This window comes from Methylobacterium sp. Leaf106, from assembly GCF_001422895.1.
GTDB classification, from domain to species: Bacteria; Pseudomonadota; Alphaproteobacteria; order Rhizobiales; family Beijerinckiaceae; genus Methylobacterium; species Methylobacterium bullatum.
On record NZ_LMNB01000032.1, the window covers coordinates 21047 to 40924 of the forward strand.

General features: G+C 70.2%; 18 protein-coding genes. 10 read left to right on the plus strand and 8 right to left on the minus strand.

The window, feature by feature from the left end; all coding sequences use genetic code 11:
* Window positions 1-8: 8 nt before the first annotated feature.
* From ASF34_RS16950 to ASF34_RS16970, 5 genes are all read left to right on the plus strand, one after another.
* Window positions 9-920, plus strand: coding sequence for a LysR substrate-binding domain-containing protein (locus ASF34_RS16950; protein WP_056162711.1), 912 nt, complete (start codon window positions 9-11; stop codon window positions 918-920).
* Between the two features lie 212 nt (window positions 921-1132).
* Window positions 1133-1432: a hypothetical protein gene (locus tag ASF34_RS16955; protein ID WP_018042267.1), complete on the plus strand. Its 300-nt coding sequence runs from the start codon at window positions 1133-1135 to the stop codon at window positions 1430-1432.
* Between the two features lie 337 nt (window positions 1433-1769).
* Complete coding sequence (locus ASF34_RS16960; RefSeq protein WP_056162994.1) at window positions 1770-3239, plus strand: HWE histidine kinase domain-containing protein; 1470 nt, start codon at window positions 1770-1772, stop codon at window positions 3237-3239.
* 132 nt (window positions 3240-3371) lie between these two features.
* Entirely contained in the window at window positions 3372-3977 is a 606-nt protein-coding gene (locus tag ASF34_RS16965) for a sulfite oxidase-like oxidoreductase (protein ID WP_056149852.1), read from the plus strand.
* Complete coding sequence (locus ASF34_RS16970) at window positions 3970-4692, plus strand: FAD-binding oxidoreductase (RefSeq protein WP_056162715.1); 723 nt, start codon at window positions 3970-3972, stop codon at window positions 4690-4692. Before ASF34_RS16965 ends, ASF34_RS16970 begins: the two co-directional genes overlap by 8 nt.
* A 326-nt stretch (window positions 4693-5018) precedes the next feature.
* Here ASF34_RS16970 and ASF34_RS16975 read toward each other — a convergent pair whose 3' ends face one another.
* Window positions 5019-6113: an NAD(P)/FAD-dependent oxidoreductase gene (locus ASF34_RS16975; protein WP_056162718.1), complete on the minus strand. Its 1095-nt coding sequence runs from the start codon at window positions 6111-6113 to the stop codon at window positions 5019-5021.
* Window positions 6114-6410: 297 nt separating this feature from the next.
* Between ASF34_RS16975 and ASF34_RS16980 the strand changes: the two genes are divergently transcribed.
* Window positions 6411-8126: a DEAD/DEAH box helicase gene (locus tag ASF34_RS16980; RefSeq protein WP_056149859.1), complete on the plus strand. Its 1716-nt coding sequence runs from the start codon at window positions 6411-6413 to the stop codon at window positions 8124-8126.
* Window positions 8127-8387: 261 nt separating this feature from the next.
* Here the strand turns inward: ASF34_RS16980 and ASF34_RS16985 are convergent, their stop codons facing one another.
* Window positions 8388-9071: a hypothetical protein gene (locus ASF34_RS16985; RefSeq protein ID WP_056162721.1), complete on the minus strand. Its 684-nt coding sequence runs from the start codon at window positions 9069-9071 to the stop codon at window positions 8388-8390.
* Window positions 9072-9093: 22 nt separating this feature from the next.
* On the minus strand, window positions 9094-10161 hold the full coding sequence (locus ASF34_RS16990) for a hypothetical protein (protein ID WP_056162723.1): 1068 nt from the start codon (window positions 10159-10161) through the stop codon (window positions 9094-9096).
* A gap of 334 nt (window positions 10162-10495) precedes the next feature.
* Between ASF34_RS16990 and ASF34_RS16995 the strand changes: the two genes are divergently transcribed.
* Both ASF34_RS16995 and ASF34_RS17000 read left to right on the plus strand, forming a co-directional pair.
* Window positions 10496-11971, plus strand: a complete 1476-nt coding sequence (locus tag ASF34_RS16995) for an ATP-binding protein (RefSeq protein ID WP_082494213.1) — start codon at window positions 10496-10498, stop codon at window positions 11969-11971.
* Window positions 11968-12630, plus strand: a complete 663-nt coding sequence (locus tag ASF34_RS17000; RefSeq protein WP_018042257.1) for a response regulator — start codon at window positions 11968-11970, stop codon at window positions 12628-12630. Before ASF34_RS16995 ends, ASF34_RS17000 begins: the two co-directional genes overlap by 4 nt.
* 37 nt (window positions 12631-12667) lie before the next feature.
* On the opposite strand, the gene ASF34_RS17005 is transcribed toward ASF34_RS17000, so the two are convergent.
* From ASF34_RS17005 to tsaD, 5 genes are read right to left on the minus strand one after another with little or no spacing between them, the layout of a single operon-like run.
* Complete coding sequence (locus ASF34_RS17005; protein WP_056162729.1) at window positions 12668-13084, minus strand: EVE domain-containing protein; 417 nt, start codon at window positions 13082-13084, stop codon at window positions 12668-12670.
* A 50-nt stretch (window positions 13085-13134) separates the two neighbouring features.
* A complete protein-coding gene (locus ASF34_RS17010; RefSeq protein WP_056162732.1) occupies window positions 13135-13599 on the minus strand; it encodes an Opioid growth factor receptor (OGFr) conserved region in 465 nt (154 codons plus the stop codon).
* Window positions 13596-14585, minus strand: a complete 990-nt coding sequence (locus ASF34_RS17015) for an NAD(P)H-dependent glycerol-3-phosphate dehydrogenase (protein ID WP_056162735.1) — start codon at window positions 14583-14585, stop codon at window positions 13596-13598. Before ASF34_RS17015 ends, ASF34_RS17010 begins: the two co-directional genes overlap by 4 nt.
* Window positions 14582-15499: a GNAT family N-acetyltransferase gene (locus tag ASF34_RS17020; protein WP_244479031.1), complete on the minus strand. Its 918-nt coding sequence runs from the start codon at window positions 15497-15499 to the stop codon at window positions 14582-14584. The genes ASF34_RS17015 and ASF34_RS17020 overlap by 4 nt, the downstream gene beginning before the upstream one ends.
* 7 nt (window positions 15500-15506) lie before the next feature.
* A complete protein-coding gene (gene tsaD, locus ASF34_RS17025) occupies window positions 15507-16550 on the minus strand; it encodes a tRNA (adenosine(37)-N6)-threonylcarbamoyltransferase complex transferase subunit TsaD (RefSeq protein WP_056162740.1) in 1044 nt (347 codons plus the stop codon).
* A gap of 149 nt (window positions 16551-16699) precedes the next feature.
* On the opposite strand from tsaD, the gene ASF34_RS17030 reads away from it, so the two are divergent.
* Together ASF34_RS17030 and ASF34_RS23665 are read left to right on the plus strand one after the other, a co-directional pair.
* On the plus strand, window positions 16700-17443 hold the full coding sequence (locus ASF34_RS17030; RefSeq protein ID WP_056162996.1) for a uroporphyrinogen-III synthase: 744 nt from the start codon (window positions 16700-16702) through the stop codon (window positions 17441-17443).
* A gap of 102 nt (window positions 17444-17545) precedes the next feature.
* A complete protein-coding gene (locus tag ASF34_RS23665) occupies window positions 17546-19762 on the plus strand; it encodes a hypothetical protein (RefSeq protein WP_056162743.1) in 2217 nt (738 codons plus the stop codon).
* Window positions 19763-19878 lie beyond the last annotated feature (116 nt).

The following is a 19878-nucleotide window of genomic DNA, read 5'->3' on the forward strand; positions in this document are numbered from 1 at the left end:
AAAACTCAATGTCTCTGCCGGTCAACCTCGACATGGACGTGTTGCGGTCCTTCGTGACCGGGATTGAGCTCGGCAGCTTCGCCAAAGCGGCGTCACGGCTCGGCCGCTCGCCCTCGGCGATCAGCCTGCAATTGCGCAAGCTGGAGGACCAGGTCGGCCAGCAACTCGTGCAGAAGCACGGGCGCGGGCTCGTCCTCACCGAAGCGGGTGAGATGCTGCTGGGCTATGCCCGCAGGCTGCTCGACCTGAACGATGCCGCCGTGAGCGCCCTCGGCTCGCCAGCCCTCACGGGCCGGGTCCGGATCGGCCTGCCGCAGGATTTCGCCGAGACCTGGCTTCCGGAGACCCTCGGGCGCTTCGCCCGCCTGCATCCCGGCGTGAGAATCGACGCGCATGTGGACCGGAACGCGACCCTGCGTTCGCGCCTGGACGAGGGCCAGCTCGACCTCGCGCTCCTCTGGGACGAGGACGGGGGCGAGCGGGACGGCGCCGTCATCGGAACCCTGCCGATGGCCTGGATCGGACCGCGTCGCGGCGTCACGCCGGGCACCGACCGCCCAATCCCCCTGGTCCTGTTCGGATCGCCCTGCATTTTCAGGCACGCCGCCCTGAACGCCCTCGACGCGGCGGCGATCCCCTGGCGGATCTCGTTCAGCAGTCCGGGTCTCGCGGGCCTGTGGGCCGCCGTCTCGGCGGGTCTCGGCCTGACCGTCCGCACACCCCACGGCCTGCCCGCCGCGCTCGCGGCGCTCGACCCGGAGGAGTCCGGCCTGCCCCGGCTGCCGTCTCTCTCCCTTCGCATGCTCGAGGCTCGGACGAGGTCCGACCCGGCCGTGGAGCGTCTCACCGCGCTCCTCACGGATGTTCTCACCGTCGCCATCGGCGAAATGGATCATGCGACCAATGTCGCACCGCATTGACAATCCCGGCAATAGATCTTCCGCGCCAACGATCTTGTGCAGCGCAAAACGAAGAGCGCAAACAACGGCGCACCGCACCACATGACCGATAAGCTTGTCCTTTCCCGCCTATGGAAATTTGTCTTTCCATGACCGGGACGATTCAGAAAAACAGGGGAACGAATGAAGCCCCGCTCCCGTTGTGAGGGCAGAACTACTTCCTGGAGGAATAGATGCGACAGATTTCCAAGCTCGTCGGCGCCGGCGCCATCGTGATGCTCAGCTCGGCAATGGCCATCGCCGCCCCCTGTGCGACCGGCTCCACGGCGGACGGGAAAGCGGCCATGAACGACAAGAGCTCGAAGGTTGATCCTGGCGCCACCGGCAACGTGAGCCCCGGCGCGAAGGCCGAGTCGCCCGGCACCGTCGGCGCCATGAACAATGTCGGCGCCAACACGGCGACCTCGGCGTCCGACGTCGCCAAGCAGCAGGACGGCAAGCCTACCGCCGCGGACGCCGCCAAGGGTTGCTGAACCCTACTTTCCGATCGTCAAGGACGCCCGCCCGGTTCGACCGTGGCGGGCGTTCCGCGTTTGAAGGGTCGGAGAATCGTCGACCGTGGCGATCCCGACGCGGTTCGACACACCACGACGAAGACCTCGACGAATGTATGCAAACATACATTAGGCGTGGCGAAAACAATGTTTCGCGAAGTCATCTCGCTCGCTCCGACCGATAAGTCGAGATGAAGCCTTGCCTGTTCTTTGCCCGGGCGTACAACGAATTCTGTCCGAATCGCTTTCTGGCGAACGGGTCCGGTTGTATGTCGAGGCGACGCGTGAGGCATTCGATCATCCTGGACGTCGCGCGGTGATCCGAGTTTCCGAACAGGATCGGATCGCCTCGGAAATCGCCCGTACCGTCGACGGGCCCGATCCCTTTGCCGCGGCCTTGCGCGCGACGCGGATGCCGATGGTCATCGCCGACCCCAACCAGCCCGACATGCCGGTGGTGTTCGTGAATACCGCGTTCGAGCGGGCCACGGGTTTCTCGCGCGAAGAGGTCCTCGGCCGCAACTGCCGGTTCCTGCAAGGCCCTCTGACGGACCCGGCGGATGTCGCCCGCATTCGCGAAGCCATCGCCAAAGGCGTCCCGATCGAGATCGACCTTCTCAACCATCGCAAGAACGGCGAAGTCTTCTGGAACCGGCTTCTCATCGCGCCGGTCTTCGATTCGAACCGAAGGGTCGCCTATTTCTTCGCCTCACAGCTCGACGTGACGCTGGAGCGGGACCGCCTCGTCCGGCTGCAGGAGGACCGCGATGCCCTGGAGACCGAGGTCGAGCGCCGGAGACAGGAGCTTCGCCGCAGCGAGACCAACCTGCGTTTCGCGCTCAGTGCCGGCCGGCTCGGTTCCTGGACCCTCGATCTCGTCGACATGACGCTGGAGACGTCGGATCATTTCCGGATGAATTTCGGGCGGGATGCCGACGAGCCGCTCAGCTACGACGAGTTGCTCGCCACGATCCATTCCGGCGACCGCGAACGGATGCTGGCAGAGGTCCGCCGCTGCATCGAGCAGAACGTCGATTACGACATCGAGTACCGGGTGATCGCGCCGTCCGGAGACCTGCGCTGGGTTCATATCCGCGGCCAGACCTTCTACCGCGCCGATGGAACGCCCCTCAGCATGGCCGGCATCTCCCTCGACATCACCGAGCGCAAGCAGGCCGAGGAGTATCGCACCCTGCTCGCGGGCGAGTTGACCCATCGGGTCAAGAACACCCTGACGCTCATCCAGTCGATCATCCGGCAGACCCTGCGCACCGCGCCCTCCCTCGAAGAGGCCGGCCAAACCCTCGAAGCGCGGGTGGTGTCCCTGGCGGCGGCGAACGACGTCCTCACCGAGGAGGCCTGGGACAGCGCCTCCATCGCCGATATCGCGGACCGCGCGCTCACCCCGTTCCAGAGCGAGGGGCGGGAGCGCGTCGACCTCGACGGCGGCGAGATCAGGCTGCCGCCGCGCGGCGCCCTGGCCTTGGCGATGGCGCTGCACGAACTCGCCACCAACGCGGTGAAATACGGCGCCCTGTCGAACGATACCGGGCGGGTCCGGCTGTCCTGGAGCCTCCTCGACGGCACCGCGCCGCACGATTTCCGCGTGACATGGCAGGAATCGGGTGGACCACCGGTGGCGGTGCCGACGCGGACGGGGTTCGGCTCGCGGCTGATCGAGCGCGCCTTCGCCCAGGAAATCGACGGCACCGCGACCATCACGTACCGGCCGGAAGGAATCCTGTTCGTCGCCGAAGGTATCCTGCCGGGACGTCTGCAGGACTGAGCAGGTTCCTATCGCGGAACCGGCGGCCGGTTCCGCTAAACCTGCTCGGGGCGAGCATCCGGGCGCGGCTTGACCCGCTCGGGCCGAAGCTCGAAGACGGACGGGGACGCAAGCGCGCGGACGGAGACGGGCATGGCGACACGCGGTTTCACGGGACGACGGCCGCCGGAAGCGACGGGCGAGCGGCTTCCTCCGGGCCAGTATCTCGAACAGGACTTTCCGGTCCTGCAGATCGGTCCGAATCCGCGCATCGACATGGAGAGCTGGAGTTTCACCCTGCGTGAGGGCTCGCGGCCCCTGAAGAGCTGGAACTGGGCGGAATTCTCCGCCCTCCCCCGGACCTCCTGGCGCGGCGACATCCATTGCGTGACGAAATGGTCCAAGTTCGACACGGGCTGGGAAGGCGTCAGCATCGACGACATCCTCGCCGCCGCCGGGATCTCGGCCCCCACCGAGTTCCTGCTCGCGGAAGGCTATGACGACTACACCACCAACGTGCCGGTGGCCGATCTCGCCGGCCCCAAGGCGATGGTGGCGACCCATTACGAGGGCAAGCCGATCGAGCCCGATCACGGCGGCCCGGCCCGACTCCTCGTGCCGCATCTGTATTTCTGGAAGAGCGCCAAATGGGTAAAGGGCTTGCGCTTCACCAGGAAGGACGAGGGCGGATTCTGGGAATTGCGCGGCTACCACATGTACGGCGATCCCTGGCGCGAGCAGCGCTTCACCGGTGATTGATCCGGCGGCACGGCCCCTCCCCTGGCAAAAAGCCACCCTCCTGGCCATCGAACCGGTGACGCGGCGGGTGAAGAGCTACCGGTTCCGGATCGATTTCGACCGGCCGATGCTGGCCGGGCAGCATGTGGACGTGCGCCTGACGGCTCCCGACGGCTACCAGGCCCAGCGCAGCTACTCCATCGCCTCGGCGCCGTGCGCGGACGGCACGATCGAACTGATGATCGAGGGCCTGCCCGAAGGCGAGGTCTCGGGCTTCTTCGATTCCGTGGCCGAGATCGGCGACACGATCGAGCTGCGCGGCCCCATCGGCGGCTCGTTCGTCTGGCGCCCGGAGGATGGCGGCCCCCTCCTCCTCGTGGGCGGCGGCTCCGGCGTGGTGCCGCTGCTGGCGATGCTGCGCCATCGCGCGGCGGCCACACCCGAGGTACCCGCCCTGCTGCTGTACTCGGTGCGCGATGCGGCCGAGACGATCGCCGCGGAGGAACTGGCCCTTCGCGCACGCGACGAGCCGCATTTCGACCTGATGCTGAACCTGACGCGGGCCGGTGGCCGCCGCGTCGACGGGGCGACGATCGGCGACGCGCTGGACCGGCTCGGCGCTCCGCAGCACGTCTATATCTGCGGCGGCAACGCCTTCGTCGGCAACGCGGCGGACCTGCTGGTCGATGCCGGGCTCGAACCGGGCCGTATCAGGACCGAACGTTTCGGCGGCTGATTGGAGGGGGCGCGCCCTACGCCCAATGGCGGGCCCACAATGCCACGCCCCCGCCGACGGCGAGGGCCAGGAGCGGGGTCACCACAAAGGCGACGAATTGGAACTCGGTCATGGCGTCAGGCCCGACACTGAATGTCCGAAAGATCGCGACGCCCAGCAGGAGTGTCAACGGGCCGACGCCCCGCCCTCAAGCCTACGATTGTCACACATCGCGCGGGATGCGCAGGTCCCCTCTCCTGAAAGGAGAGGGAGCGCGTTGCGACTTATGCCAAACCCTCTCGGATCGAGGGAACAGCCGCCGAGCGGATTGATGAATCCCGTGGCCCTCAGGCCTCGGCCCCGACCAGCCGGTCCGCCACCTCCTCGGCCAAAGACAGGCTCGAGGTCAGCCCCGGGCTCTCGATGCCGAACAGGTGGACGAGGTGCGGCAGGCCGTGCTCGGCCGGTCCGTCGACGACGAAATCCGCCGCCGGCTCGCCCCGTCCGGTGAGTTTGGGGCGGATGCCGGCGTAATCCGGCGTCAGCGCATGATCGGGCAGCCCCGGCCAGTAGCGCCGGATGGCGTGGGTGAAGGCCTCGGCGCGGCCTGGATCGACGACGTAATCCGGCACCTCCACCCATTCCACGTCCGGCCCGAAGCGCATCCGGCCGGCAAGATCGAGGGTGAGATGGATGCCGAGGCCCCCTTCCATCGGGGCGGGATAGATCAGCCGCGAGAAGGCCGGGCGGCCGAGGCAGCCGAAATAGCTTCCCTTGGCAAGGACCTGCCGGGGGATCCGCTCGCCCGGATAGGGCTCGACCGCCCGCGCCACCGCCTGCGCGCCGAGGCCGGCGGCGTTGACGACGGCATCGAAGGACAGTTCATCACCGCAGACCTCGACCCGCCAGCCCCCGCCGTCGCGCCGGATCGCGCCGACCGGTGCATGGAAGGCGATGGCCCCGCCCGCAGCCTCGATGTCGCCCTGTAGGGCCAGCATCACGGCATGGCTGTCGACGATGCCGGTCTCGGGCGAATGCAAGGCCGCGATGCAGGCGAGGTTCGGCTCCAGCGCACGGGCCTCCCGGCCCTCCAGAAGAACGAGGCCCTCGACGCCGTTGGCCCGGCCGCGCTCGGCGATCCCCTCCAGAGCGGCCCGCTCGTTCTCGGAGGTGGCGACGATGAGCTTGCCCGGCCGCGCATGGGGCACGCCGTGGCTCCGGCAGAACTCGTAGAGCATCCGCCGTCCCCGCGTGCAGTGCCGCGCGCGCGAGGAGCCGGCGGGGTAGTACATCCCGCCATGGATCACCTCCGAACTGCGCGAGGACACGCCGGTCCCGATCGCGCCCTCGGATTCGGCGACGACGACCGAATGCCCGCGCCGGCCGAGGACCCGCGCCACCGCGAGGCCGACGATTCCAGCGCCGATGACGAGCACGTCCATCTACGGTTCCCGCATCCACGGTTCCTGCCTGAGGGCCGACGACCGGGAGAGGATAGCCGAACAGGACGGAGATCGGCCAGACGACGGGAGGACCGGCGGGCGCCCACTTTGGGATATACGCAAACCACGCTTGGAAGCATTGCAGCATGGGGCGTGGCGTCGGGGCGGTATTGCCGCTAGAAGCGACCTCTCCGTAACCGAACGAGGCCGGACCCACGACCGGATGAAGCGACGTCGCCACTCAGGGTGACTCGAATCCGCAGGGTTTGCCTTGTCTGCCTGCAAGGCCTCTGCCCCGTGCCCTTTCCTACCCTGCCGGCCCCGCTCGTCCGAGCGCTCGAGGCCCGCAACTACGAAGACCCGACCCCCGTCCAGAGTGCCGTGATCGAGGCGGCGGCCCAGGGCCGCGACCTTCTCGTCTCGGCCCAGACCGGCTCCGGCAAGACCGTGGCCTATGGCCTCGCCTTCGCCGAGACGCTTCTGGGCGATGCCGAACGGCTGGAGCCGGCCGGCCCGCCCCTGGCCCTCGTCATCGCCCCGACGCGCGAACTCGCGCTTCAGGTCCAGCGCGAGCTCGAATGGCTCTATGCCGAGACCGGCGCCCGCGTCATCGCCTGCGTCGGCGGCATGGACCCGCGCCGCGAGAGCCGAGCTCTCGCCGAGGGCGCCCATATCGTCGTCGGCACGCCGGGCCGCCTGCGCGACCACTTGGAGCGGCGCAACCTCGCCACCCAGAACCTGCGCGTCGCCGTCCTCGACGAGGCCGACGAGATGCTCGATCTCGGCTTCCGGGACGACCTCGAATTCATCCTCTCGGTGACCCCGAAGGAGCGGCGCACGCTGCTCTTCTCCGCGACCCTGCCGAAAGCGATCGCGAGTCTGGCCGAGCGCTACCAGAACGACGCCCTGCGCATCGCCGTGAAGGGCCAGGAGCGCGGCCATACCGACATCACCTACCGCGCCGTGCGCGTGGTGCCGCGCGAGATCGAGCACGTGGTAGTCAACACCCTGCGCTACACCGATGCGCCCACCGCCATCGTCTTCTGCAACACCCGCAACGCCGTGCGACACCTCCAGGCGGTGCTCACCGAGCGCGGCTTCTCGGCGGTGGCCCTGTCGGGCGAACTCGGCCAGGGCGAGCGCAACGCCGCGCTCCAGGCCCTGCGCGACGGCCGCGCCAAGGTCTGCGTCGCCACCGACGTCGCCGCCCGCGGCATCGACCTGCCGACGGTGAGCCTCGTCATCCATGCCGACCTGCCGCACGACGCCGAGGTGTTGCAGCACCGCTCCGGCCGGACCGGGCGCGCGGGCCGCAAGGGCACCAGCGTCCTGCTGATCCCGGCCTCGAAGCGCCGCCGCGCCGAGCAGATGTTCGCCATCGCCAAGGTCAATGCCGAATGGGCCGCCCCGCCCACGGCCGACGAGATCCGCCGCCTCGACGGCGAGCGCATGTGGCAGGACCCGCTCTTCACCGAGACGCCGGCCGAGGAAGACCTCGCCATGGGCGAGGCGCTGCTCGCCCAGCGCACGCCGCAGGAACTCGCCGCCGCCCTCGCCAAGATCTACCGCGCCCGCCTGCCCGAGCCCGAGGACGTCACCGATCCGGGTGCCGGCCCCGAGCGCAAGGAGCGCAAGGTCTACGACCCGGCCGATTCGGCGCGGATCGATGCGGAAGGCCCCTCGGTCTGGTTCCGGCTCAATCTCGGCCGGCGCGACAACGCCGATCCGCGCCGCCTCCTGCCGATGCTGACCCGTCGCGGCAATATCGGCCGCCAGGAGATCGGCGCCATCCGCATCTTCGACCGGGAGACCAAGTTCGAGATCCGAGGCGGCGCCGCCTCGCGCTTCGCCGCCACCTTCGCCAAGAACGGCTCGCCGGAAATCCAGGTCGAGGCGCTTCTCGGCGGCGAGCCCGACCGCGAGGCCGAGGGCCCGAAGGGCTTCAAGAGCCCCCGCGCCGCCCGCCACGAGCGCGAAGCCGGCAAGAAGCCGCCGCAGCGCCGTCCGCGCTGAACGCTTCTTCTCTCCCTCGTCCCGTGTGCGGCTACGGCATTCCCGCATGTCGCGGGATGCGCTGTCCTCCCCTCCTCTCCCTTGTGGGGAGGAGTTGGAGGTGGGGGTAATTGGGTGACCCTCAGGGGGCAGAGGCTGGCGGCGCCACCCCCACTCCTAACCTCTCCCCACAAGGGGGAGAGGGACGCCGTCTGCTTGTCAAAGCAGAGGTATGAAGCCAGCCGCTCAAGGGGAAAGAGCAGTACCGGCAAGCCCGCTCCGTCACTCGAACGACGCCGTGACGAACCGGTCCATCTCGTTCGCGGGCCGGTAGGGCGCACGACGTAGGGTCACGGAGCGTCCCGTGAAATCCGGGTCGTCCTCCCGCACCGCCTGGACCTTGCCGTCCGGTGAGACCCGGCTGAACGCGAAGAGCGAGACCGCGAGGTTGTCGAAGGCGGCTTCGGTGGACCGGAACCGGCCGGGGGCACCGTTCGCCCGCTCGAACAGCCGCAGCACCTCCCTCGCCGTCAGCGAGAAGACGCGCTCCTTCCAGACATGCGTCTCGGCATGCCGCGCCTCGACCGTCACGCCGTCCAATCGGCCGTCGCGGTATTCCAGAAGGATCGGCGTGCGGTCCTTCTCGAGGTTCTGCCGGTCCAGGCTCACCAGATCGGTGGCGGCTTGCCTCATGGCCGAGATGTCGGCCGCCGACAGGGATGGACCCAGCTCGGCGATCATGGCGTCCACATCGGCGGCGGCCTGCGCACCTCGGATGAGCGGCGAGGGCGCACCGTAGACCGGGTCCGCCACCGCCGCGACCTTCTCCGGCGTGAGGCCGAAGACGAGGCGACCGATCCCGATCCGAGGCGCCACCAGCCAGTCGGGATTCATGACGGTCCCCTGGCGACCAAGCGGATCGGCGAGGGCCGAGGCTGCCGCGAGGAGACAGGCCAGGACTGCCATGCACCGTCGCATGGCTCTCCCGTCAGAACTGGTTCGGCAGGTTTTTCACGGCGTTGCCGAGGGCTTCCACGCTCTCGGCGATCTTGCGGCCGGCCGGGGCGAGGGACGGCACCTTCAGGCCGAAGATCTCGCTCTGTTCGGGTTCCGGCGCGGCGGCGGGGGCCGCTGCGGGTTCGGCGCTGGCCTCCTGCACGGGCTTGGCCGCCTTGACCGGCTTGGGCTTTGCCGCCGCCACGCTGGGCTTGGCGGCGGCGGGTTTCGCCACGACGCTGGCGGCGGGCTTGACCGGCTCGGCCTTGGTCCGGGCGGGCTCGGCGGGAAGCGACGCGAAACTGATCTCGGCCGAGCGAGCCTTGATCGTCTGGGCCGCGTTCGGGGCGATCACGGCGGCGACGCGGTTCGGCACGATGGGCGAGAGCGCGTTGGGCGGCAGGGCGAGACTCACCGGCTCGATCGGCGGCAATGCCTTCGAGCGCGGCACTTCGGCCTTGACGACGGGGGGACCGGGCGTCGCCGCCGCCAGCGTTACCGGAGCTTCGACCGTCGCGGGCGCTTCGACCTTGGCAGGCGCTTCGATCTTGGAAATGGCCTCGACCTTGGCAGCGGCCTGGACCGATGCGGGGCTCTGGACCTTCGCAGACGTCTCGGCCGTCGCCGGCTCCTCGACGAGGGCACGCCTTTCCACGAGTTGGATACCGGGATCACGGGGCGGCACGGACGATCCGGTGGCCGAGGCCAGGGCCGGCACGCCGTCGCGCAGGTCGGGCCAATCGGCGGCTTTGGCTTGGGGGCCTTGCGCCTTCTGCATCTGGTAGAGGTTCGGCCGCACCACCTGCGGGCCGGCGAGGCTGCCCATCGCCGAATAGGCCGCGTAGGACAGGCCGGCCACGGCCACGCAGCCGAGCGTCCCGAGGGCGATCATGCGACCGTGTGCGGCGGGCTTCGCCACGGGCTTCACCGACTGCGCCAGTGCCGGCTTGGCCGGAGCGGGCTTGGCAGGAGCCGGCTTGGCAGGAGCCGGCTTGGCAGGAGCCGGCCCGCGGGAGCCGGTGTCGCGCCTTTCGCTCGGGTCGATGGCAACCTGCATCATCGGGCGAGATCTCTAGCAATGCTCGAAAAAAACGTTTGACCGTCACGGAATCGCGACGGCGTAGTGCCGACGTGAGGCCGACATTCGGGCACAAAGATGTCCTCGGACACCTCGCCAGTCACGCCCGTGTCGTCGCTCACATGAATCTCGATAAAGCATTGTCGCTTAACGCTCGGTATCCGGCGAGGACTTGAGGCCGACGACCATTTCCAGATGGCCTTGCGGCGGGGAGAAAGGAGCGCGGTGCGCGCCGTTCCGGATGCGCGCATTCCAAGCGGATGGGATATCGCTACAAGCGCGACGCCGCCCCCGATCCATCCCGGTACGATCGACGATGACCCTGTCTCCCCCAGGCCCTCCCCCCGTGGAAACCGCGAGTGGCGCCTCGCGACGCCCGACCTGGGCCGCCCTGCCGACGCGGGCACGCCTCGTCGTCCTCGTCCTCGCCATCGACCTCCTGGCCGCCCTCGTCTCCTTCAGCCTGATCGTGGTGAACGCCCGCTCGGCGGTGGAGGTGGAGATGAAGGCGGCTTTGGCCAATATCGAGCTGATCGTCTCCGATACGATCGGTCTCGCCCAGTCCGATTCGCCCGCGCGCCTGCTCCAGACCCTGGAACTGCGCGTCCAGGGGCTTCGCCACGTCCGGGTCGCGGTCTTCGATGCGGAGGGCCGCAAGGTGGCCGTCGCCAATCCCCGCCCCCGCCGCGAGACCCATCTGGCGCCGCGCTGGTTCGCCGAGCTGATCGCCCCGACGCCGCAGCGGGACGACCTGCCCATCGTGGCGCAGGAGCAGCGGATCGGCACCGCCCTCATCACCACGGAGCCCCTCGACGAGATCGACGAGGTCTGGGGCTATACCGTCTCCCTCTCGCTGGCGAGCCTGTGCCTCAATCTCGGCCTGCTCGGCGCCCTCTACATCGCCTTCGGCCGGGTCCTCGCCCCCCTGACCCAGCTCGCCGACGGGCTGACCCAACTGGAGCGGCACGATTACACCGCGCGGCTCGACCCGCCGGCCTCGCGGGAACTCGCCGTCATCGCCGAGCGCTTCAACAGCGTGGCCGGGGCGCTCGCCGAGGCGCGCGCCGCGAACGGCCGCCTCAACCGGCAGCTTCTCACCGCCCAGGACGACGAGCGGCGCCGCACGGCCCTGGAGCTCCACGACGAGTTCGGCCCCTGCCTGTTCGCCCTGGAGGCGAACGCCGCCTCGGTGACGCGGATGGCGCAGGGCGCGACCGAGCCCGACCGCAGCAAGCTCGCCGCCCGCGCCGAGGAGATCAGCGCCATCGTCGGTCAGGTCCAGGGCCTCAACCGCGACCTCCTCAACCGCCTGCGCCCGCACGCCCTCGGGCAGGTGCCGCTCGCCGAGTGCCTGCAGCTGCTCCTGCGCAACTTCCGCAGCCGCCATCCGGGGACGACGTTCTCGGGGACGTTCACCGATCTCGCCCGCGGCTACGGCGACCTCATCGATCTCACGGTGTTCCGCTGCATCCAGGAGAGCATGACCAACGCCGTGCGCCATGGCGCGGCCCGCACCGTGACGGTGGAAGCGAACGAGCGCGCGGCCGCCGACGAGCTCCGCCTCGTCATCCGCGACGACGGCACCGGCCTGCCCGCCGACCACGGCACCCCATCCGCCAGCCTCGATGGCGGGTTTCGCGGCGGAATGGGTTTATCGGGGATGCGGGAGCGCGTGGAAGCGCTCAGCGGCACATTTCGGCTTGACAATGCGGCGCCGGGGACGGTTGTCCGGATAGCGATACCGCTCGATCCCGAGCGGGCCGAGGACACGAGCCCGATCGTTTCCGCATGAACGCGTTCACACCGACATCGACCCAGGCGCCCGTCCTCGTGATCGACGATCATCCGATCGTCCTCCAGGGCTGCCGCCGCGTCCTCGAAGACGCCGGAATCGAGCGGATCGCCGAGGCCACCAGCACGGTGGCCGGCTATCGCCTGTTCTTCCGCCTGCGCCCGTCGATGGTGATCTGCGACCTGACCTTCCAGGGCAGCGGGCTCGCGGGCCTCGATCTCATCCGCCGGATGCGAAGCGCCTCGCCCGGCATCCGCATCCTCGTCTTCAGCATGCACAACGACCCGGTGATCGTCTCGCGGGCGCTGGAGGCCGGGGCGCTGGGCTATGTGCTGAAGGACCACGCCTCGGTGGAATTGTTCGAGGCGTTCGAGAAGGTCCGTTCCGGCCAGGTCTATCTCGACCGGCGTCTGGCCACCGAGGTCGCCATGCTGCGCACCGACCCGCGCCGCACGCCCGAAAGCCAGTTGACCCCGCGCGAGCAGCAGATCCTCACCCGCCTGGCCCAGGGCAAGTCCTACGGCGCCATCGCGAGCGACCTGTCGGTGAGCTACAAGACCGTCACCAACGCCTGCTCGCAGATGCGCCAGAAGCTCGGCGTGCGGACGCTGGCCGAACTCATCCACGTGGCCGTGACCCAGGCGCAGCGGCAGGGTTGAGCCGCGTCGCCGTCGTGACGGCGCGGGTGCCGGATGGTCAGCCCAGCCCACCCATCTCCCGCACGATCCTCCATTCCTCCTCCGTCACCGGCTGCACCGACAAGCGGGAATTGTTGGCGAGCACCATCGCCTTCAGGCGGGGCTCGGCCTTGATCGCCTCCAGGGTCACCGGACGCGCCAGCGGCTCGACGGCCCGCAGGTCGACCATGCCGAACCGGCCGGTCGGGTCGGTGTCGTCGGGATAGTAGGGCCGGATCACCTCGACGATCCCCACCACCGCCTTGCCCTCGTTGGAATGGTAGAAGAAGCCGCGCTCGCCCACCTGCATCGCCATGAGGTTGAGCTTGGCCACGTGGTTGCGCACCCCGTTCCAAGGCGTGCCGTGCTCCCCCGCCTCGACCTGCTGGTCCCAGGACCAGGTCTTGGGTTCGGATTTGTAGAGCCAGTACGCCATCGGTCGCCTTTTCGATCGTCGCGCTTCCTTAGCGCGGGAAAGCGTGGCCGTCAGGCGTCGCGGAGGGCCGATCCCCAATAGCGCAGGCTGTCCTGGTTGATGGGCGAGCCGGCTTGCGCGTTGCGTGCGGTCACGAAGGCGTGGAACGCCTCCGCTTCGGCGGGACCGAGGAGGAGGCGGATCGCGGTGAGGATCCGGGTGATGCGCAGGTGGTTGTGGTCGTAGGGGCGGAGCCAGCCGTCGGTGCGGGTATAGAAGAGCCGCATCCGCGCCAGCGCAGAGCGCAAGCCCGCCCGCGCGGCCTCGTCGGCGCGGATCGCCGCGGCCTCGTCGAGCCCGAGCACCGGGGCGCCCGGCACCGCGCGGCTGGCCTCGGCCAGGGGAAAGCACCATTGGATGTAGTCGTGGACGCCCTCGATCCGCGCATCGTCGAAGGCGAGGATGTCGGCGAGGCTGCGACGCGCGCCGTCGCGCCCGTGACCGGCAAGGTAAGCGTGGATCGGCCCCGTGCTCATTCGGCTTCCCGCTTGAGCGGGCGGGCGAGGAGGCCCGCCACCACGGCGTCGACGCTCGCTTCCCCGGAGACGATGGCGGCCACGGCCTCGGCCACCGGCATCTCCACCGCGTTGCGGCGCGCCAGGGCGATGAGGGCGGCGGCGGTGAAGGCGCCTTCCGCGAGCTTGCCGCCGGAGGCTTCCTCCGGGGTGGCCCCGGCGCCGAGGCGCTGGCCGAAGGCGAAGTTGCGCGATTGTGGGGAGGAGGCGGTCAATACGAGGTCGCCGAGGCCGGACAAGCCCATGAGCGTCTCGGGCCGCCCGCCATAGGCGCGGGCGAAGCGCATCAACTCGGCGAAGGCCCGTGCGATCAGGGCGGCGCGGGCGCTCTCGCCGAGGCCGCGTCCCGCGACGATGCCGGAGGCGATGGCGAGGACGTTCTTGCCCGCCCCGCCGATCTCGACGCCGCGCACGTCGTCGGTGTGGTAGACGCGCAGAGCCGGACCGGACAAAGCGGCGGCGAGGCGGCCGGCCAGATCGCCGTCCCCGGCGGCCAGGGTCACGGCGGTGGGCAGGTTGCGGGCGACATCCACCGCGAAGCTCGGGCCGGACAGGACCGCCACCGACGCGCCGGGCATCGCCTCGGCGGCCACCGCGCTCATGAAGGCGTCACTGCCGCGCTCGATCCCCTTGGCGCAGAGCACGATGGCCGCCTGCGGATCGATGGACGAGCGGAGATTTTCCAGAACGCCCCGAAGGGTCTGGGCCGGCGTCACCAGCAGGACGATGCCCGCCCCGGCGAGATCGCGCGCTTCGCCGGTGGCGCGGATGCCGTCGTGCAGCGTCACGCCGGGCAGGTAGCGGGCGTTCTCGCGGCTGGCCTGAAGCCGTGCGGCGGCCTCCCCGTCGCGCAGCCACAGGGTCACGGGCCGCCCCGTGGCCGCCGCCGCGTTGGCCAGCGCCGTTCCCCAGGCGCCGCCGCCCACCACCGCAATCCGGTCGCTCATGATCGATGATCCTCTGGCGCCTGGTCCCCCTCTGCGAACGCCCCCTCCGCCGAGAGGCGATAGAGCACGTGCGGCTGGAGGGGGTGGTCCGCCGGCAGGGCGGGATGGAGGAAGTCCTCCGAGAAAGCCATGCCGAGCCGCTCCATGACCCGCCGGGAGGGTGTGTTGCCGGTGGCCGTGAAGGCGACCACCGCCGGCACGCCGCAGCGCCCGAACAGGTCGGCGAGGGCGAGCCTCGCGGCTCGCGTGGCGAGACCACGCCCCCAGGCGGACCGGGCGAGGCGCCAGCCGATCTCCACCACGGAGCCGGCGACGTCCCCGCCCGCGAACGGCATCGGCCGGATCAACCGCATGGCGCCGACGAAGCCGACGAAGCCCTCCCCCGGCAGCTCCACCGCCCAGGGTCCGAACCCGTCGGACTCGAAGCGCCGGTCGATGGCGCGCGCCTCGATCAGGCTCTCGCTCCGGTTCTTGGTGGAGGGGAAATGCCGCATCACCTCCGCATCGGCATTGAGCGCGGCGAAGGGCGCGTCGTCGGCCCTGATCCAGCGCCGGAGGACGAAACCCTGCCCTGTGAGCGAGGCGGGGGTCGAGGTGGGGACCGCGCGCCCGATCTTGCCGCGCCAGGCGAGGGAGCGCCGGTTCAGGAGCCCGAGATCGGCCTTCGCCGCCAGCACCGCCTCGCCGAGATCGATGGCGAAGGCCAGTCGGTCGGGCGGCATGTTGGCCCAGGCCGGCGGGGCGACGCTCTCGCGCCAGGGGCCGCCGCAGGCATTGTCGAGAAGGATGCGCGCGAAGCAATGATCGACGCGCACCGGCCATTCCGGCCGGGCACGGGCGGCCTGGGGAAGCCGCCGGTCGACGAGGTCGCGCCAGAGCCTCTGCAGGGCGACGGGCGGCACGGTCCCTGTCAAAACACCCTCAGGCAACCGCCGCCGCCTCGGCGAAGGGCCAGCGGGCGCGGGCGGGCGCGGTGAGATCGTCCACGAGGCCGAGGCGCAAGCGCTCGATCCCCGCCCAGGCGATCATCGCGCCGTTGTCGCCGCAGAGGGAGAGGGGTGGGGCCACGAAAGTGAGCCCGGCCTCGTTGGCCTGTGTCGTCAGCGCACGCCGGATCGCGCCGTTGGCCGCGACCCCGCCGGCGGCGACGAGAGCGGTCGGATGGCCCGCGATGGAGCCGAATTCGCGCAGGGCGACACGGACCCGGTCCACCACCACGTCCACCACCGCCGCCTGGAAACTGGCGCAGAGATCGGCCACGTCGGCGCTGGAGAGCGGGGCCAGACGCTCGGCCTCGATCCGCAGGGCGGTCTTGAGGCCGGAGAGGGAGAAGTTCGGCTCGCGGCGGCCGAGCATGGGGCGCGGCAGGGCGAACCGCTCGGGATTGCCGGTCTCGGCCATGCGCTCGACCTCGGGGCCGCCCGGATAGCCGAGGCCCAGGAGCTTGGCCACCTTGTCGAACGCTTCGCCGATGGCATCGTCCACGGTGGTGCCGAGGCGGACGTAATCGCCGACCCCCTTCACCGCCACGAGCTGGGTGTGCCCGCCGGAGGCGAGCAGCAGCAGGTAGGGAAAGCCGATGCCGTCGGTGAGCCGGGCCGTCAGCGCATGCGCCTCCAGATGGTTCACCGCGATGAGGGGCTTTCGCGCCACCAGCGACAGGGTCTTGGCGGTGACGAGGCCGATCAGCACACCGCCGATCAGGCCCGGCCCCGCCGCGACGGCGATACCGTCCACCTGCGACAGCGTCATCCCGGCCGTGTCGAGGGCGCGGGCCACGAGGCGGTCGAGGACCTCCACATGGGCGCGGGCCGCGATCTCGGGCACGACGCCGCCATAGGCCGCGTGTTCGGCGATCTGGCTCAGAACCTCGTTGGAGAGGATGCGGCCGCGCCCATCCTCGCCCGGCATGACGATCGAGGCGGCCGTCTCGTCGCAGGTCGTTTCGATGCCGAGGACGTTCATGGCGATGCTTTGGACTTTACGGAAACGGAGGTCTCCACCCTAGCCGGGCATGGCGCCCGAGGGCAACGATGGGCACCCGCCGAGTGGACGTGTCATCGAAGCGGCTTGCCAACGCCGCGGCGACGGGCGAATCCGGGGTGATGGTGGCGATGCGGATATGGATCGCGCGGCCCGAGCCGGGGGCCACGCGCACGGCCGGGCGGCTCGCCGCTTTGGGCTACGAGCCCTTGGTGGCGCCGGTCCTCGTGGTGGAGGCGACCGGTGCGCCCCTGCCTCCGGGCGTCTTCGACGGCATTCTCGTCACCAGCGCGAACGCGCTTCGGCAAGCCTCGCAGTGGCGGCCGATACACCACCTCCCCGTCTTCGCGGTAGGCGTGCGCACGGCGGCGCTGGCGCGTGAATGCGGGTTCGTCTCCGTGAAAACGGCGGATGGCAACGCCGCCGATCTCGTCGACCTCGTGGTGCGGGAGGCCGCGCCGGGAGCCTCGCTCCTGCATCTGGCGGGCGAGGACCGCAAGGCCGAGCCGGCGGCATCCCTGACCCGAGCGGGATTCCGGGTGACGACCCACATCGCCTATGGCGCGCGACCGGTGGTCTCGCTGCCCGCCGTCGTGGCGACGGCGCTCGGCCCGCCTTCCACCCTGACAGGCGTGCTGCACTACTCACGAAGAAGCGCGGCCACGGCTTGCGAACTCGCTTGGCAAGCGGGATATGGCGGAGCTTTCGCGGCGCTCAGGCATTACTGCTTGTCGGCGGACGTGGCGGTTCCCCTGGCCCAGGCCGGGATCGCCCCCCATTTCGTCGCGGAACAGGCCAACGAGGAATCACTTCTCGCGGGTCTGACATCAGGTTTCCGACAAGCGGTCTCGCCGAGGCCGCGGCCTCGGTGTTAGGACGAACGCATACGCTGTGACCGCAGGGCGGCAGACCGAGCGCGACACGCGCCGGGGGTGCTTCATGCGGCAGACGCAAGTCGGGAAGGGAGCAAGACGCCCGTGAATCCATCCAACAGCGACGGAAAAGGTCCGGGAACTCCGACGGGGCCGAACGGCCCCAAGCCAGAAGCAGGCAAGCCCGAGACGGCCAAGCCTGAGACGGCCAAGCCCGTCACGACGACTCCCGGCTCCACGACGCTCGGTGCCACGCCCCCCGGCGCGACCAATCCCGGTGCGGTCAAGCCGTCGACGCAGCCTGCGGGATCGCCGTCTCAGCCGGTCCGGACCGATGCACTCAAGCCCGCCGTGCCGCCGGTCTCGACGGCTCCCAAGCCTCCCGAAGGCAAGCCTCTCGAAGCCAAGCCCCCGGAAGCAAAGCCGGGCGATACGAAGCCCGATGCCGCGAAGGCGGCTGCTCTCCAGAACGAGCCCGTCAAATCCGATCCGCCCAAGCCGGCGGCATCGCCCTTCGACGCCGGCAAGGCCGGTGGTCTCAAATCCGAGCCCGCCAAATCCGAGCCTCCCAAGGCTGAGCCGTTCAAGTCCGAGCCGCCCAAGGCCGCCGGTCCGGGCGCTGCGGGCGCGAATCCGTCTTCCATGAGGACCGACCCGCCGAAGACCGGCGCATCCGGCAGCGGCGCTCAGTCCATGCCGTCGAAGGCGGATCTCACCGATGGGCCGATCATCGACCTGAAGGCCAAGCGGGTTCCCGATCCGGCCGAGGCCGCGAAGACCGGTTCCGCGTCGAGCGCGACGAAGCCCTCCGGCTCGGGCACCTTCACCACGAGCGCGGACAAGGCCTCCTCCCCGTCGGATGCCAAGCCCACTGGCTCCGATACCAAGCCCGCCGGCTCGACGACGCCCAAGATCGGCCCGGCCGTTGTCGCGACCGAACCCAAGCGCGGCGGGGCCGGCTTCGGCTCGGTGGCGGCGGCGGGGCTCCTCGGCGGCGTGATCGGCGCGGGCCTGCTCTTTGCCGTCGAGCGTTCCGGTGCCCTTGGGGTCGCTGACGACGGGCGCATCGCCGCCCTCGACCAGAAGATCGCGACGCTCGCGCCGAAGGACGCCCTTGCCGCCCTCGACAGACGCATCGGGGCCAACGAGGCCACCCTGAAGCCGTTGCCGGAGGCGATCCGCTCCGCCGATGCGGCCGCCAAGGACGCGTTACAGAAGGCGGGTTCCGCCTCGGCGAGCCCGCCGGCCGATGGGTCTGCCCCCGCGGCGGCCTTGCCGCAGGATCTCGTCGCCCGCCTCGACGGGCTCGACCAGCGCGTCGCCGCCCTGCAGGAAGAGCCCGGCCGCGACCAGTCCGGCAACGCCGCCCTCACCGCGATCTCGCCCCAGGCGCTGTCCGGCCTCGACGAGAGGCTGAAGGCCGTCGAGGGCAAGGTGGAGAATGCGGCCAAGCCCACTGCCGACGATGCCCTGGCCAGCCAGGTCACCGCGCTGAAGGGTGACCTCGAGAAGAGGACCAAGGCGAGTTCGGAGGCGGACGAGGCCCTGACCCAGAAACTCGCCAGCCTCCAGCAAACCCTGGAAGCGCGGGTGAAGGCGGCCACGGAAGCGGTCCAGGCGGCGACGCAGGCGAGCCAGCAGGCGGTCGACGCCAACAAGACGCAGGCGGCGGAAGCGGCCAAGGGCGTCGAGCGGCTCCTCCAGGCCCAATCCGAGAAGATCGCCGGCCTCGACAAGGCCGTGGCCACCCGTGCTGAGGCCTCCACCGTCCAGGCCGCCATGCGGGTCGTGGCGGCGGATCGCATCGTCGGCGCGCTGAACACCGGCTCGCCCTATGCCGATGCGCTGGCGGCCCTGCGCAGTTCCGAGCCGGGTGATCCGGCGCGGCTTACCGCCGTCGCGGCCTTCGCCGACAAGGGCGCCCCGACGGCGCGGAGCCTTGCGGCCGAGTTCCGTCCCATCGCCGAGCGGATCGCCGCGATCCGCAAGGCGGCCCAGGCGAAGTCGGTGGCCGAGACCGGCGACATCAAGCAGCGCCTGATGAGCATGGCCGAATCCATCGTCCAGGTCCGCAAGGTCGACGCTCCCGCCGCCCCCGGCGAGGCCGCGGCCGAGGACGCCGTGCCGAAGGTGCAGGATGCCCTGGATCGCGGCGCCATCGCCGAGGCGGCCAAGGCTTTCGCCGGCCTGCCTGAGGATGTGCGCGCGCAGTTCGGCGAGTTCGGCACCAAGCTCGCCTCGCGCGCCGCGGCGGGTGATGCCGCGCAGGCACTGCTGGCGGATGCGTTCAAGGCGCTGCCCTCCACCGGCGCCGCCCGGTGAGGATCGCCCCTCCGGTTCCGCCGTCCGGCATGCCGGACGGCGGAACCTCGATCATCATCTGTGGGCGCGGCGCGCCCGCCCTTCCCGATACGCGCGTCCCCTCCCCGGCCGACGCC